This is a genomic window from Paenibacillus dokdonensis (assembly GCF_004916975.1).
GTDB lineage: Bacteria > Bacillota > Bacilli > Paenibacillales > Paenibacillaceae > Paenibacillus_AQ > Paenibacillus_AQ dokdonensis.
Window position 1 is genome coordinate 158,451 of sequence record NZ_STGQ01000003.1, and the last position, 15,353, is coordinate 173,803.

At 49.5% G+C, this 15,353-nt stretch carries 17 protein-coding genes; all 17 read right to left on the minus strand.

Annotation, left to right across the window (positions count from 1 at the left end; genetic code table 11):
• Window positions 1–27: 27 nt before the first annotated feature.
• The 17 genes from E6W40_RS25175 to E6W40_RS25255 all read right to left on the minus strand — a co-directional run bounded on the left by E6W40_RS25175 (window position 28) and on the right by E6W40_RS25255 (window position 15,311).
• Entirely contained in the window at window positions 28–747 is a 720-nt protein-coding gene (locus E6W40_RS25175; RefSeq protein ID WP_136608377.1) for a glycosyltransferase family 2 protein, read from the minus strand.
• The gene (locus E6W40_RS25180; RefSeq protein ID WP_136608378.1) at window positions 744–1,679 is read right to left on the minus strand and encodes an NAD-dependent epimerase/dehydratase family protein; all 936 of its coding nucleotides are present in this window, start codon (window positions 1,677–1,679) and stop codon (window positions 744–746) included. The genes E6W40_RS25175 and E6W40_RS25180 overlap by 4 nt, the downstream gene beginning before the upstream one ends.
• On the minus strand, window positions 1,640–2,488 hold the full coding sequence (locus E6W40_RS25185) for an SDR family oxidoreductase (RefSeq protein WP_136608379.1): 849 nt from the start codon (window positions 2,486–2,488) through the stop codon (window positions 1,640–1,642). The genes E6W40_RS25180 and E6W40_RS25185 overlap by 40 nt, the downstream gene beginning before the upstream one ends.
• Window positions 2,485–3,471 (minus strand): polysaccharide biosynthesis protein, encoded by a 987-nt coding sequence (locus tag E6W40_RS25190; protein WP_136608380.1) that lies wholly within the window; start codon window positions 3,469–3,471, stop codon window positions 2,485–2,487. Before E6W40_RS25190 ends, E6W40_RS25185 begins: the two co-directional genes overlap by 4 nt.
• Window positions 3,464–4,552, minus strand: a complete 1,089-nt coding sequence (gene wecB, locus E6W40_RS25195) for a non-hydrolyzing UDP-N-acetylglucosamine 2-epimerase (RefSeq protein ID WP_136608381.1) — start codon at window positions 4,550–4,552, stop codon at window positions 3,464–3,466. Before wecB ends, E6W40_RS25190 begins: the two co-directional genes overlap by 8 nt.
• A 12-nt stretch (window positions 4,553–4,564) precedes the next feature.
• Window positions 4,565–5,986: a glycosyltransferase family 4 protein gene (locus tag E6W40_RS25200; protein WP_168929047.1), complete on the minus strand. Its 1,422-nt coding sequence runs from the start codon at window positions 5,984–5,986 to the stop codon at window positions 4,565–4,567.
• Between the two features lie 142 nt (window positions 5,987–6,128).
• Window positions 6,129–7,241, minus strand: coding sequence for a CgeB family protein (locus E6W40_RS25205; RefSeq protein WP_246073231.1), 1,113 nt, complete (start codon window positions 7,239–7,241; stop codon window positions 6,129–6,131).
• A gap of 59 nt (window positions 7,242–7,300) precedes the next feature.
• The gene (locus E6W40_RS25210; protein ID WP_425464961.1) at window positions 7,301–8,386 is read right to left on the minus strand and encodes a CgeB family protein; all 1,086 of its coding nucleotides are present in this window, start codon (window positions 8,384–8,386) and stop codon (window positions 7,301–7,303) included.
• Between the two features lie 243 nt (window positions 8,387–8,629).
• Window positions 8,630–8,986, minus strand: coding sequence for a hypothetical protein (locus tag E6W40_RS25215; RefSeq protein ID WP_136608385.1), 357 nt, complete (start codon window positions 8,984–8,986; stop codon window positions 8,630–8,632).
• Between the two features lie 26 nt (window positions 8,987–9,012).
• Window positions 9,013–9,285, minus strand: a complete 273-nt coding sequence (locus tag E6W40_RS25220) for a hypothetical protein (protein WP_136608386.1) — start codon at window positions 9,283–9,285, stop codon at window positions 9,013–9,015.
• A complete protein-coding gene (locus E6W40_RS25225; protein ID WP_136608387.1) occupies window positions 9,282–9,620 on the minus strand; it encodes an alpha-helical endospore appendage domain-containing protein in 339 nt (112 codons plus the stop codon). Before E6W40_RS25225 ends, E6W40_RS25220 begins: the two co-directional genes overlap by 4 nt.
• Before the next feature lie 30 nt (window positions 9,621–9,650).
• A complete protein-coding gene (locus E6W40_RS25230) occupies window positions 9,651–9,938 on the minus strand; it encodes a nucleoside-diphosphate sugar epimerase (RefSeq protein ID WP_136608388.1) in 288 nt (95 codons plus the stop codon).
• Window positions 9,939–10,071: 133 nt separating this feature from the next.
• Complete coding sequence (locus tag E6W40_RS25235) at window positions 10,072–11,451, minus strand: glycosyltransferase family 2 protein (protein ID WP_136608389.1); 1,380 nt, start codon at window positions 11,449–11,451, stop codon at window positions 10,072–10,074.
• A gap of 53 nt (window positions 11,452–11,504) precedes the next feature.
• Window positions 11,505–12,767, minus strand: coding sequence for a GT-D fold domain-containing protein (locus E6W40_RS30185; protein ID WP_246073182.1), 1,263 nt, complete (start codon window positions 12,765–12,767; stop codon window positions 11,505–11,507).
• Window positions 12,764–13,495 carry a sugar phosphate nucleotidyltransferase gene (locus E6W40_RS25245; RefSeq protein WP_136608390.1) on the minus strand — a complete coding sequence of 244 codons (732 nt, stop codon included), beginning with the start codon at window positions 13,493–13,495 and terminating at the stop codon, window positions 12,764–12,766. Before E6W40_RS25245 ends, E6W40_RS30185 begins: the two co-directional genes overlap by 4 nt.
• Window positions 13,496–13,521: 26 nt before the next feature.
• Window positions 13,522–14,280: a glycosyltransferase family 2 protein gene (locus tag E6W40_RS25250; protein WP_136608391.1), complete on the minus strand. Its 759-nt coding sequence runs from the start codon at window positions 14,278–14,280 to the stop codon at window positions 13,522–13,524.
• Complete coding sequence (locus E6W40_RS25255; RefSeq protein WP_246073183.1) at window positions 14,277–15,311, minus strand: glycosyltransferase family 2 protein; 1,035 nt, start codon at window positions 15,309–15,311, stop codon at window positions 14,277–14,279. The genes E6W40_RS25250 and E6W40_RS25255 overlap by 4 nt, the downstream gene beginning before the upstream one ends.
• Window positions 15,312–15,353 lie beyond the last annotated feature (42 nt).

Consider the following 15,353-nt stretch of genomic DNA (forward strand, 5'->3'; position numbering starts at 1 on the left):
CTATAAGGGAAAAGGATCCAAAATTGTTCAAGATCGCTCCATAATGGATATCAGCGGTCCCAGTGAACTGCGCACATTTCCAAGCGTCACCGCATATTCCTGCTCAATCACCGCCTTATGACGGATCGTCCCCATAGCCTCGTGCTGGCGGTAACCAACCAACGCTTCATCCAAAAACGGAAGAGGAAATCCAGCCTGGATCACCCTTCTCCAGAAATCCAAATCATGTGTATACGGCAAGTTTTCGTCAAAAAGACCGACGTGGTAAAACAATTCCTTTTTCATCATCACCGTGCAGCCGTTGACCGGATTTCCGTGCATAAAGATCCGGTAGAAATCCAGTATATTCGAAAAGGAGCATCCTGCTCTAAAGGAGGTGATTTGGCTGAACCTGTCTATAACATTGAAATTAGTATGTGATATAAAGGCGCCTTGCTGCATCATAAACTGGACCTGATGGCTTATTTTCTCTGGATAAAACAGATCATCGGAGCTAAGCCAGGCAACATATTCCCCTGATGCATACCGTATACCGTGGTTCAGCGCACTCGCGGTTCCGCCATTCCCTTTGCCCAAATAATAGATATGAGAGAGAAAGGGAGCCAGCCTGTCTGCATAGCTAGTAGATCCGTCGTCCACCACGATGATTTCCAAAGGAGCGTAGCTCTGTGACAAAGCACTCTGCACCGCCTGATCTACGTAAGGGTCATTATAAAAAGGAATAATAATCGTCACCAGCGGTCTCATAATTCCCCTCCTTCCAGCTTATAAAAATGCTGCAAAACATCATGGAGCGAAGTCTCAAGCGGTATTTCCGGCTTCCATCCGAGCTTCGCCATCCCTTCTCCTGAAGGCTGGAGTTCGAGCGAAACAGACGAATCCGGCTCATCCCCCCATTCCAGCGAAGCCTTGCTGCCGGCAATATTCATCATACTGAGCGCAATTTTCTCCAGTGTATGCTGGGTTCCTGAACTGATCGTAACGGTATGTCCCGGCGTTCCCTTCTTCAATAAAAGATCGTATGCTTTTACCGCATCCCTTACATCCAGAAAGTCACGCCGGGCATTCCGAGAGGAAATTTTAAAAGATGCGGTTTTCCCTTCATGCTCACAGGCTGCGATATGCCGGGCGAGCAAGGCGCAAAAGCCTGTTGAAGGCCCCGGTCCTATGAGATTTGATGGTTCGGCAAGAATTACAGCCTGGCCAAACAAGACTTCCCATGATAGTGTAGCGGCTTTTTGCAGGCTTTTACTGAGGCTGTATGGATGTGGAGGCTGAAAAGGAGATGCGAGCGGGAACACTGCCATGGAGCCGGCAATTACAATTCTGCAGGATGGAAGCGAGCGGAGTGAATTCAGGAGATAAATAGTGGGAAGTACATTGGTTTCCATATACAAGAGCGGATTCTCCCATGATTCTGGGACTGAATTTTTGCCGCCAAGATGAAGCACATAATCCGGAGCAATGCTTTGGACCAGCTTCTCAAGCCCATGCTTGTTTAATAAATCGCAAGCATAATACGTAATCCCCTCCGGAAACTGTCCCAGTGGAATTTTCCGGACGATGGCGGCTACCTGGAGGCCCTTACCGGCAAAATACCGGCAGGCATGGCCGCCGGTAAAGCCTGAAGCCCCAGTAATCAGTATGACACGCTTGCGGAAGGAAGCTCGTTCATCCATTTTTCCAACTCCTTCAGCATGTCTCGATAATGAGGAACGCAATAGTCAATGTCTGTTCGGGTGGATACCAATGTCCGGTCCTGCACCGGCTGCTCAGCAGGCATCACCGTTACTCCACGTATATTCCATATCTCCTGAAAAAGCAGCAGCAGGTCATGCTTGTTTATCGGAATGGGATGGGCAAGATGTATCAATCCGGAAACCGGTGAAATCATCAATTGATCGATAGCTTTGGCCAGCTCCAGAGTTGTCACTCCATTCCACAGGACATTGCGGTAACCGGTAACTATCCCTTTCTGGGACATAAACCAGTGCATAAGCCCGATGCCATGACTTCGGATTTCCGGTCCGATAATGGATGTACGTATAGTCAGATGTCCTGGTGCACGAACTTCCCCAAGGGTTTTGGTCATGGCATAAACGCTGGTCCCATCCGGTGTATCATCCTCTTCGTAGCTGCCCCGCGTCCCTTCAAACACACAATCGGTACTGATATGAATCAGACGGATACCGAGTACATCAGCAGTCCGTTTCAGCCTATGAGGCAGGAAGCCATTGATATGATAAGCATTGATTCGGTCTTCTTCCGCATAATGATTCAAAACACCGATGGCATTGATCACAATATCCGGTCTGACAATTTCCAGCAATCTGTCGGCCATGCATGATTCAGAAGCATCAAGAAAAAGCCCCCCGGGGCTGTGTTGATCCCGGGTTGTATAGAATACCTGATGCTTTCCCTGACGCTTAAAATAATCGACCAGCATATGCCCTGCCATCCCGTTTCCTCCCAGAATTAGCAGCTTCATTGCAGGAACCCCCCGCGCTGGAGAATGTCTCTGATCTCCTCTTTGTTCATCAGATGATAATTCGAGCTGAAGCTGCTGAACGATACGGGTCGGCAGTGACTATAACGTTCCTTCAGCTCAGGCATATGAAGAGTCGGCAGGATCACGAGGTATTCCTCGTCATACACAACCGTCGTCAGGCTCTCATAATCGCTCATCAGGATCTCATGAATCTTCTCTCCTGGCCGGATGCCGGATTCTATAATCTCCACATTCTCTTTGCCGGAGTCCTCGATCAGCACTTCCGCCATATCGACAATTCTGCAGGCAGGCATCGTCATAACGAATATTTCACCGCCATAGCTCTCTTCAGCAGCCTTGAACAACAGCTTAATCGCATCCCGAAGCGTCAGGAAGAAGCGGGTCATCTGCATATCCGTAATTGAAACCTGCCCTTTGCCCCGAATCTGGTCCTTAAACACATGGACTACGCTGCCATTGGTTCCAAGCACATTGCCTCCGCGAACAGTGACAAACCGGGTTTCACTATTCAGAAGGTTTGCATAAACGATAAGCTTTTCTCCGATGGCTTTGGTCATGCCGTAAAAATTGGATGGATTTGCCGCCTTGTCAGTAGATATATAAAATACCTTCTTTACCTTGTTCTCAATGGATGCCTCAATGACATTCTGGGTGCCGATTACGTTGGTTTTGAGTGCTTCATAAGGCTGATCCTCACAAACCGGAACATGCTTCAGCGCTGCAAGATGAAATACATAGTCAATGCCCTGACATGCCGTGACCAGCGCATCCTTGTCTCGGATATCCCCGATCCGGAAGCTCAGATGTCTGTCTTCGAACTCCCGGCTCATGGCCACCTGAGAAGATTCATTGCGTGAATAGACAACAACTTCCTTCGGCTTTAACCCCAGCAGTTGGGCGATCAACTCGTACCCCCATGAGCCGGTACCTCCGGTCACCAATATACGTTTATTTTCAAACATGAACTTTCCCTCCAAGCAAAAATTTAACAACCTTATCTGAAACATTTTCCGTCAAGTAACCTTCCGGACACACCCAGCTCCGGTTCAGACTAATCATCAGATCCGCCGCTCGGTATATTGCTTCAGCATCTAGACCGGACACGATATTGCTGCCGCAGTCCACCGTCTCCGGACGCTCTGTCGTAGACCGCATGGTTACGGTAGGGACCTGCATGATGCAGCACTCTTCCTGTACGGTGCCGCTATCCGTTAACGCGCAGCAGGTGAACCGTTCCAGCATGACAAAATCAAAAAATCCGAAAGGCTCATGGAATTCGACCAGCGGGTGCAGCGATATTGATTGCCCGGTAATACGTGAAGCTGTACGCGGGTGGATACTGCAAATAATCCGTCGTCCGTACTCCTCGGCAATCAGGTTTAGCCCCTCCACAATCTGCTGCAAACGGCCCGGGTGATCCACATTCTCCGCGCGATGCGCCGTGACCAGAAAATACTCCTTCGGCTTCAGGGAGAGTCTGTTCAAAATATCGCTCTCTGCGATCGATTTCTCGTAATGCTTCATGACTTCGTAGATCGGATTACCTGTCAGGACAATGCGCCGGCTGGGAAAACCTTCTGCCAGCAGATGCTTCTTGCTCTGCTCTGTATAAGGCATATTAATGGATGAAATGGCATCAATGACCCTTCTGTTTTTTTCCTCGGGCACATTCAGATCAAAGCAGCGATTCCCTGCTTCCATATGAACTACAGGGTATCCCAGTCTTTCCGCGAGAACTGCACACAATGCGCTGTTGGTATCACCAAGCAGCAGTATTTTATCGGGTTTCTCTTTCTCCAGAATAGCCTCCATTTGCGAAAACATGGATGATAGCTGCTCTCCCAGTGAAGCAGCTGCGTCCTGCAAAATATAATCTGGCGAGCGTAAGCCCATTTGCCTGAAAAAAATTCCGCTCAGCCTATCTGCAAAATTTTGCCCGGTATGCACAAGCACATGCCGCTCCGCATACCGGTCCAGCTTAGGAAGGATGAGGCTGAGGCGAATAATTTCGGGTCTGGTGCCCAAAATCGTCATAATTCTCATAGCGTCAATCTCCTACCTTCGTTTGATTGATTTGGAGCGGCGTTTGGATCGCTTGCCTGCTCCTGTCTTTCTTTTCGTATGATAACGCCTGGAGGCAGGCGCTTTGATCCGGATTCTGCGTACCTGTGCTCTTTTCTTCTTCCTTGGTTTCCGTCTAACCACCTTAGCTGTCTGCCTTATCGGCGGCAATGGCAAGGGCTGAGGTTCCCGGTATGCGGATACACTGCGGGATATGCCTCCGCTCATCCAATCAGGACAGCCAAGCTGCAGCTCATTAACAAATGTCTGAACCCTCTGACGATATGTTTCCATGCCGTATAGGGTCCTTGCCGAATTTGCGTTTTTGCTGCCGGTGATTTGCATAAGTTCGGGATTTTCCAGCAGTTCAGCTGCCTTGACAGCAAGCGCGGCATAGTCGCCCGTCGGTACGGTAAATTGCGCGTTTCCCGTATTACCCATCAGTTCCCCAAGTCCACCGGAATCAAATGATATCACCGGTTTGCCGCAAAGCATGCCTTCCAGCGCGGTCATGCCAAATCCTTCCTTCACCATGCTAGGAACCACAAGGATATCCATTGCGCAGTATGCAGAATGAACCGATTCCACAAAAGGTATAAAACGAAAACGGGTTCTGTAGTCTGAAGCATTCACTTCTGCAACGCAGCGGTCAAAATATTTATGATCTGCCGGCTTGCCGATCATGACAAAACGGCAGTTTGTGTAGGATTCAGCTAGAATGAGTGCCATTCGGATAAATTCGTGAAGTCCCTTTTCAGGATGAATAAAAGAAGAGATATAGCCTATACAGGGCTGGGAATCCTTAAGGCGAAGAACTTTGCGGTATCCGGTACGGATAAGCTTTTGGGATGGATGAAGCAGCTCATTATCGGAAGATGGGGGAAGCAGCGTGATCGGCCTAGAAACATTGCCCCGAAAGACACGAGCCGATGCTTCCGAAATGGCGATCAGACAGTCGCTGTATTTCTCTACCACGGATATCGCTGCAGCCGTATATTCAGTGGTTTGCATAATTTCTGTAATTTTCCACAACACCGGTATACCGAGTGTTTTTGCCGCTATTGCCGGCAATGCGTTGACAATTGTGCTGGTCAGAACGATATCCGGTGCAGTCTCTGTCATACAGCGGACGACGGATGCAAAGTCCGGATGGTTCCGGAGTTCCTCTGCCTCTTGTTCCAGCCACTCTCCGGGATGATACATGCTAAACAGCAGGGGGTAGGTTTGGATTCGTACCTGAATGCCTTGCTTTCTGGCATAGTCTGTCAGTTTGCCTTCCTGCGGAGCTGTCAGGATGCAGTCAAAATAAGGGGATAATTGCAGGCAGAACAACAGCAGGAGCTTTTCGGCCCCTGTGATGCTGCCGGTATTGCTGACATGCGAGAACAACATGAGTTTGGGTTTGTACGTTATCATGTGCATGGGACCACTGCAAAAAGTACAGGGTACGATTCGCACCTCCTTTGACCCAAGTAATACAATATATTAGAAGTAAATCTGTACCGGCACGACAAATGTTCCCCTCCATCTGTCCAAAATTGCCGGCGGCTAATGCCGCCTAAGGGAAGACAATGGACAACATTTGGTTCAAACGGTGGCTGTAGGTATGCTCCCGCATCGTCCGGTCAAGAGCATTCAGAGCAATGTCTCTGCGTTCTTTTTCATGGGTCAGATAGTATTCGACTTTGTCGAGGAGCTCTTCCGGAGAGCTGTACGTTTCAATCTCCCTGCCTGGAGTGTAGAATTTGGCGAGGTCGCTGCGAGCATCCGTAAGCTGAAGGGTAGCACAAGCGGAGATTTCGAAAGTACGTGGATTAGGAGATGCAGCCGGTATTTTGACGGCGTTGTTATTCACGGAATCATCCTCGTGGGAGCGGTGGAGATTGATGACTATCTTGGATGCATTGTAGGCTCCTGATGTCTCTTGCGGCCCCATCCATTTGTTCAGCTCGATGCGATCCTGATAGGCGGCATAATTAGGTAGACGGTCCCACCAGATACCATTGATGATGGTATTATGCTGCATCAGACGGTCCATAATCGGATTCAGATACTCGACCCGATTCCAGTATGCGGAGCCAATAAAGCTCACTTCCCTGCGCTGAGCTGACCGCGTTCTTTCAGGTTTGTAATGCTCAGCATAAGCGGCGAAAGGCAAATGATGCACCTGAGGGCAGCCGAGCTGCTGATAATATGGAATACAGTTGGATTCCAGAGTAAATATATAGTCATAATGGTTCACGTTTTCCGTGGTCATATCTGTATAATACGGATCATCCGTCAGCCAGATCGCCGTTTTAATTCCCTGCTGGCGGATCAGATCAAGCTGCTCATTCTGGATAAACATACCGTCCAGAACCAAAACCAGATCCGGCATAATTTGATAGGCAATTTCACTGATTGGCTGTCCCGGCTCAATAACAGTCAACTGGGATACCATTCCGCGCAGCGTTGTGGAAATAGCCTCATCGATCGGGGAATAAGGAAATCCTTTTCCGGATGCAATATAGAGCACATTGACTTGGCGGAATGGAAATGCGGCAGCATGTTGGCTGACAATATAATCGGCGCGCCCTTTTAAATAACCCTCGTCATGTCCTGACTGATAACCTGCTTTACGGCCACGCGCCCGTGCTTCTTCAGCCGGGGTTAATACTAACTCATGCCGCATGGTTTTTCTCCGGTGCTTAATGGTTGACATGTAGTAACCCGCTCCTCATCCTTTTTAATTTAAATAAGCTCTAGCAGCGTATTCATTCTCGAAACAAAAGAATGTTCTTTTCGCGTCGTCCATAACCCGCGCCAAGCCATCTCTACACGTTTATCCTCATGCTGAAGGTAATAACTGATTTTATTCTGCAGTTCACTAACCGAACCGAAGGTTTCGATGTCATACCCCGGTCTGTAATGCGAGTTGGTATCCTCACGGACATCGGTAATCTGAAGAGCGCCGCAAGCGCTGATTTCATAGGTGCGGGGATTGATGGATTTGGCTTTAATGTGATGGCTGTTCCGGTTATCCTGCCCATACTCGTCCGGCCGGTGAATATTGAGAACGATTTTTGCGCCGTTGTAATAGTTAACGGTTTCTTCCGGCACGATGTATCCCATATGCAGCGAACGTCCCAGCCTCTGAATCTGAGTGAGTCTTTCCCAATACCCCCCGGCAATCAGTACCTTCTTATCCTCCAGAAACGGGGCCATCTCATCCAATAGTGCCACCCTGTTCCAAAAGGCATTACCGATAAAGCAAATATCATACAAATGCCCTGGTCCCGGGCGCTGCGGCTTGAACATGTCGGTATTTACGGCCAAAGGCAGATAATGCACATTGGAAGCTCCAAGTCCGCGATAAAATGGAACACAACCTAATTCATGAGTAAACACAATGTCATAACCTGTGCACATCGGGGCCGTATCCTCCGTAAAATACGGATCGTCAACAAACCAGACTGCCGTCTTCATCCCCATCCCGCGGATCTTAGCAATATCCTCCAGATGGTTATCCGGAAATACATGCAGTCCATTCATGACCAGAACCAGATCGGGCCGTTCCCGAGCTGCCACTTCCAGCATGTTTGGAGCTTCCGCTACGATACATTCTCTGACCAGGCTGCGGAGTGCCGCTGTCACCCCCTGATCGATCGCAGGAAATCCTTGGGGAACATACATTAGTTTCATGTCCCTGCTATAAGGCTGTGGCAAAGGCACACGTTCTTCCACCGCCTGGCAAAGGCCAAGTCTGTACCCATCACCGTAACCATGCCGGTGACTTGCGTTTCTTCCTGCAGCAGCTTTTCTTCCCACAGCTTTCACCCTGCCTGTTGTGATTTTGAAAGAATAGAATTGTTCAGCTCCGCTGAAAACTAATAAATTCTATAATCATAAATATATGCGGAAGAGACAATTGCATCATGGACGGCAGCCTTTCAGGCAGGAAATTGGCGCATGTCACGCATAACAAGCAGCAAAAAAGCCTCCAACTTCATGGTTTCCCATGAAGTTGGAGGCTTGACTGTTCCCATACCTGCTATTTATATCAGGACTCTTATGAAATCCTCATTTCGATTGATAGGCTAACTGATGTCCATCTTCATATCCTTTGGCGAAGCCGGCATTGAACCCTTCGTTATAGGCTTCATCATACCCTTCGGTGTATGCGGCATCCGGAGCCTGAGGCAGAGCACTTTGCTCCACCGGAGCTGGAAGAACGGGATTGACCCATCTCCGCTTACGTTTTCTGCGGACCACGCCGAGTCGTTGATGTCTTCTTTTTCCGCCCTTTACGAGCTGACGCTTGGCCTTGTGCTGACGCAGCTTTTTCGTTCTCAGCAATCGGGCCTTGCGAGCAATGAGCTGCTTGCGCCTCCGGGTGCCGGATTTTACGGACCGGGAAACACGTTTCTTGGTCTTCATCCGTTATTCCTCCTGTACTTCGGTCGTCATGTATGCGGCAGTCGGGATGCGTTTAACCAGGGAGGCGCAGGAGTACCTCTACGCGGATGGCATAACTTGATTCCTTCCAGCATCTCGCACATGGTAGCTTGATACTGCGTAAGAAGTCGGATATTCTCTTTCAGACTCCGGGCCGATAGCTCTGAATGGGAGGATATATCCGCAATGCTGCTGAGGATTCGGGCTAGCGCCTGTTGGCTGTTTGCAATGGAAGCGATGATGGAAAGCTTAGCTTCCTGCTCTTTAAGGAGCATACTCATTTTCCCATGTCTCCCAGATCGAACCCTGAGCCAAACATGCCATCTTCGTCACCAAGTCCGTTTTCCTCCTGAACCAGAACAGCTTTCAAGTTGCTGCAAAGTCCGTTTTCGAGCTTGGTCAGCCCCTCGAGCAGTTCCACGATTTGACCGTGAATCTGCAAAGGCTCATTAAGCTGATTATCATGGGTCTGAAATGCATCCGCGGTCAAATGATTCAGTGCCCAATTCCGGACTTTCTCCGCCTCAACCGCTTTGGCTTCCAAAATCATGGCGATATTCCACTGGATTTTGGAAGCGGCGTCCAGCATATGCAAAAAGGCCTGTTCCCTGCTCATCTGCAGCACTCCCCTATATCAAGTCTCCATTTACTCTTCCTCATGGCTACCGAGCTCTTTCACAACATGATTCAGAGTCTCCGCGAGCGCTTCCTGAAGATCCGCGATACTTCCCAGATAGGCAATGATGCTTTTATTGATTTGTCCAGAATTCTCAATTAACCCGTTAATGCCATCAAATTCAGGATCGGTATCCGGCAGGTCGTGTATAATTTGAGCCATTCGAACCGCCATCTGGCGTTCGGCATCCAGAACTCTGGCCATCTGCTGGTGGGAATGGGACATATGAGTTAACATTTCATCAATTTTGCTCTGCATGATCTATTCCTCCTGTTGATGCTTTCGCGAAAGGCCGCGAAGGCCCGCCCCGCCTGATCCGCTTCTGCCTGCTATATCCTATGCCGCAAGCCTACATACAGTTACGCCTAACCAGGGGGGAGTTCTAAATTTATTACAGCACAGGGTTTTGCAAAATAGGTGGTGCGATAACCGGCAGACCACGGGGAGCAGACTGCAGCCTCTCCGTCGACAAATTCAAGATACTCCGTTCCTTCAAATTCCACCGTTCCAGCGCAAAATCGGATACGAACGGCCGAATGCAGCCTCTACGCCATTGATAAACAATTCCGTCACCGCTGCCTACAAGTTGACCCTCTACAGGCTCATCCATTGGGGACTTCAGCACCGACAGAAGTGCTTCCTCATCCATAACCGCTTCAGCTGTAGGGATGCTGCGGATATCCAGCCTGGACAGGACCACGGGCCGAATCCCCGTCTTCTTCTCGATAGCGGTGCAAGGATATTTATCTCCCTCATAGAGAAAATATTGCTGTCCACCCTGATCACGGATGACCACATGAGAAGGGAAAAAGTCAGAAGGAGACCCGGCATTACTAGGATTACCGTTTCTGAACAGAGAACCATTCTGCTTCACTTCCTCCACCCATACATGAGGATTTCCCCATTTTCCTGTGTAATACAGCTCATTATGACCATGAACCGCATGAAATTGCTCTTGTCCGAGCTCCTTCATACTGACGCTGCCAAAGTGGTGGATAAAAGAATCCCCGGCGATAACAAGCTTTAGCCCGCAGAGCCGGACCCGGATGATCCAGTCATCATCCTCATAATTTCCGATTCTGAAGCCTTCATCGAAATAACCAATCCGCCCAAGCAGCTCCCTCCGGAATAGAAGGCAGAACCCGACAAGCCGGTCGGTCTCCTTCCACTTGGTCTCATCCGGCTTGTCGCAGGAAGCTGCATATTCCCACATTTGCTCTACGTTTTCGTAGGGAACGGCAATCTGCTGTTCACCGCTGATATAATTCGTTACCGGACCAACGACGCCGATGATGGGATCGCTCTTCAGACACCGCAGCATATGGGTTAGCCAACCAGGAGTCACCAGGGTATCGTTGTTCAGAATGACAATGGTATCGCCTTTGGCCATCATCAGTCCCTGATTGACACCTCCGGAAAAACCACGGTTGGTTTCCATCAGCCGGTAACGCAGTTGCCCCGTTCTCTTCTTTAGATAATCACCGGTTTCATCTGTAGAGCCATTATCTACTACAATAATCTCGTAGGGTTCTATCGTGTGAGTCTCGATGCTCTCAATGCACCTGGTCAAATACTCCGCCTGGTTATAGCTTGGAATTACAATACTCGTGCCGTGGAACGGCTGGTCGAACGCCGCTTTCCCTTTAGCTGTGCCTTGCGCATATCCCCGCTCGTAGCCCAGCCGGTAACTGCTGCCTGCATCCGGCCAGATACGTTTCCCCCTTTTTTTGCCGCCTGGCCTTACCGATTTCCGCCTAAGATTTCTCTTCATTTGATAGCCCTCTCCCGTCTCTATACTTGATCTATATATAAACGGAGCAATGATCAGTTGTATGACAATTCACCCGAAATAAGCTTATCCGCCAAATGGCCAAAATCCAGCGCCGATTTTCCAAGCTCCGTTGCTATTCTCTGACATATGACAACTGCGGGAATACCGCTAGCAACCAGCGCAATATCAAAGGAATGCATCGACGCTTCCGAAAGCACGCGGGGAATATCCGGAAATCCGTTGACAGGGGAAATAACTCCCGCAACATGCACCATGGATACCGTAAGCTTCCTAGCCAATTCTTCCGCCAAATTACCGATCACCAGCACCTGTTTATTCCGCAGCAAAGACTGGAGGAATCCATATTCATGCAGCGCGTAATTGATTGTGGAGGTGGTAAAGATAAGCGGCCCGTAATCAATGCCATAATAGCGCAGAACCGGAAACAAAAGCCCCTGATAAGTAGGAAGACGCGAAAAGGGTATGCCGATAATATCCGCCTTCCTTACCGCATCTGCAAGTATGCTGCGAGCATGGTAATCAGGCAGTGTCATGCCGGCAGCCGTAAGAAAATGTCCCGCCGATCTGGCATGCTCTAATGGAAGCACAGTATCATGAGCCAAAGCGAGGAGCTCCCCGTCTCCGAGCCGGACGACCGATAGCGGCTGACCTCCAGCCAAAGAGTGCTCAAGTCGTTGATGAACCTCCTCCGGTCGTAGGAGCGGCTTCAGACGGGGCAGATACAGCTGCAGGCCGGCTGCCATAATCTCTCTTGCAGACACTTCTGGCAGCACCGTGTAGGGCGGAAGTAATGATGCCATTTCTTCTTCTGTTCCGGCTGTACCACCTGCCCCGTACCCCCTATTAAGCTCAGTCGTACAGGTCTCGGTAGGTTCAGTTGATACAGGTGGAAAAAACGGCTTCTGCTTCTGCCTTGGCTTCGGCTCCGCTTTCCGATAGCGGGGTCCGTTCGGGAAGCGTTCATGCTTGCGGGGAAGTCTGAATGGAGTGTTCGACCTGCGGCGGTAAGAGTACTTTTTTTTCCCCGGCTTGCGCTGCCGTGCTGCTTCGGGTTTTGTCTGCCGTACTGCTTCGGATTTTGTCTGCCGTGTTGCTTCGGATTTTGTCTGCCGTGTTGCTTCGGATTTTGTCTGCCGTACTGCTTCGGGTTTTGTCTGCCGTACTGCTTCGGGTTTTGTCTGCCGCAATTCGGAAGCTTTATCACTCAATACTTTTGGCTTTCTGATGATCTTTACAGCAACAGCCTTCTTCCATAATGGAATGAAGGCTGCTGTATTATTGAATTGCCGGTTCACGGGATCAACCCTTTCATGCGCCGACCGGCTTCCTGGAGCGATTCGAAGGTACCTGCATCACTCCACCATTTCTGAAGAATATCATATTCCAGTTTACCGCGTGCCGCGTATACATTATTGACATCGGTAATTTCAAGTTCGCCTCGTGCAGAGGGCTTAATCTGTGAAATAATATCGAACACGGCTGAATCATACATATATATTCCGGTCACACAATAGGAGGACTTGGGAACCGCAGGTTTTTCTTCAATTTCTGTGATCAGCGCTTGCTGCTTCTTGTCAAATACGGGTACTCCGTAACGTCTGGCATCCTTCACATGCTTTAAAAGCACTCTGGCTGTACCCGGCGGCTGGCGTTCATAGCTATTTACGAATGGAGTCAGATCATCCATGAACAAATTGTCCCCAAGCAGCACTACGAAGCGTTCCTCCTGATTCACAAAGCCTCTGGCAAGCTCCAATGCCTCAGCGATACCTCCTGCCTCTTCCTGAATCCGGTATGTCAGATTGACGCCAAATTCTTTTCCGCTGCCTAAAAAATCTGTATACAAGCCGGCGGACTGCTTGCCCATGACGATTAAAATATCAGTAATCCCCGCATGCCGCAGCCGGTCGATGCCGTAGACAATCATGGGATACTTCCCAACAGGAAGCAAATGCTTATTGATCAGCCGGGTCAGCGGATACAATCTTGTTCCTGTCCCGCCTGCCAAAACGATGCCTTTCACTGCACTTCTCCTCCTTCGGGTTTGCTTTAATGTTCTTCAATAAATTCACGCGGATCAAAATGCCATTTATCCATAAACAGCCGGTGATTTCTATTTATTAATGCCTTCAGCTCTTCCGGCTGGGATTGTTTGAAGCTGGCGCTGCCCCTATGATGTACAAGCACATCTTTGCAGATGAGAAGCCTGAACCCCGAAATCCTCGCCCGATGGCAGTAATCATCATCCTCATAATGGCCAGGCGAGAAAACCTCATCCAAATATCCGATTCGGTGCAAGACCTCTCGTTTAAGCAGCAGGCACATGCCGATAATCCTCCTTACCTCAATCCATCGCCCAGCATCCGAAAGGTTATTTTCAGCGGCAATCCGCTGGAAATCAGGCAGATCCCGGAAGGAAAGCTCCATTTTTTGCAAACCACTTGCCTCATTGGTCACGGGCCCCACCAGTCCGACGTCTGCACTGCTGTCTGCAGCTACGAGTAGATTGGACAGCCAGTTGTGCGTTACCGTTACATCGTTGTTAAGCAGCAAAAGATAATCTCCTCTTGCCACCTTCATTCCCAGATTGCAAGCCTTGGGGAATCCCTCATTTACCGGCAGTGATATAAAAACAATCCCCTCACGGATGCAGTAAGCATCCGTTCCATCGGTTGAAGCATTATCTACTACAATAATTTCGTAAGGCGTATCGGTATAACTACGAATAGACTCAACGCATGAGATTAACAAAGACAGCCCGTTACAGGTCGGGATAATAATGCTGGTCAACCCGGTTCGCAGCCTCATATGGCGTTCCTCTGCAATGCGACATCCATACGGGATAAGCTCCTCATAGAACCAGAAACTTTCCGCCGCGTTAATATTTCATCAATAGCCTCCGCATGATCTCCAATAATCATATCTGCGACTGCGTTTCCCTTGCCTACATTCCCTTCGCGTTTCCGGTTGCCTGAAAAGACGTCGACGGTATGAACCGCTTCCACCCGGTACCCTTCCAGAATAGCCAGAGCCTGTGCCTTCGGCGGTACAATCAGATGCCGGACATCCATTTCGTGAATTAACCTCCCGGAAAGGGCGTGAGGGACTGCTGTCAGAGAGTTAGCCCCCAGGTCGCTTCGGCCCAGTGCCATATTTAAAAAGCTTTTGCAATGCGTCAATTCATCCTGATGCATAAACAAAGGAAGGAGCCCGTTCAAATTATTCAGTGCAGCATCACATCCACGGTCTACAGCATACAAAAAGGGAGCCAGATGTTCTGCTGGAATCACCATATCCCCATCACAGAACAGAACGGCATCAGCCCCAGTCAATCTCGCTCCGATGCTTCTTCCCACGTCATGACCCAGGAGCTCGGGATAATAAACCACGGTCACCAGCGGATGACTGTGTAAGATCGTATAGCTGTTGTCCCTGGAGCCATTCAGTACGACGATAACTTCCTGCAGCGGCAGCCTCTCCAGCTCATTCAACATGTCATGAAGACTGTCTTCTTCACTGCTCGCACAGACCACGGCCGCCGCGGTGCCCTGCAGAAGGAGCGGCACTCCATTTTCCGAGCTGCCTTTTCCTTTGTTGAATCCTTGAACATAGGCCGCCGACAGCCGCTTCATAAGGGCATATCCAGGCCTTGGATTTATATTGGCGTTCATCCATTCCACGAAAGTTAGCTGAAGGCTTGATTCATAAAAATGCAGTTTTTCTTTTGCTGTTTCCGCTCTTTCCACGCTTCCATTTCTCCATCCGGCTTTAAACGCACGGCGAACCCAAGGATCCTTATTTTTGCGGGAGGTGGCAGAAGTACGCTGTTTTATTTTCAAAGGAGAATGTTTCCTTGCTCTGCCCATACTCCGCCGCCGGCC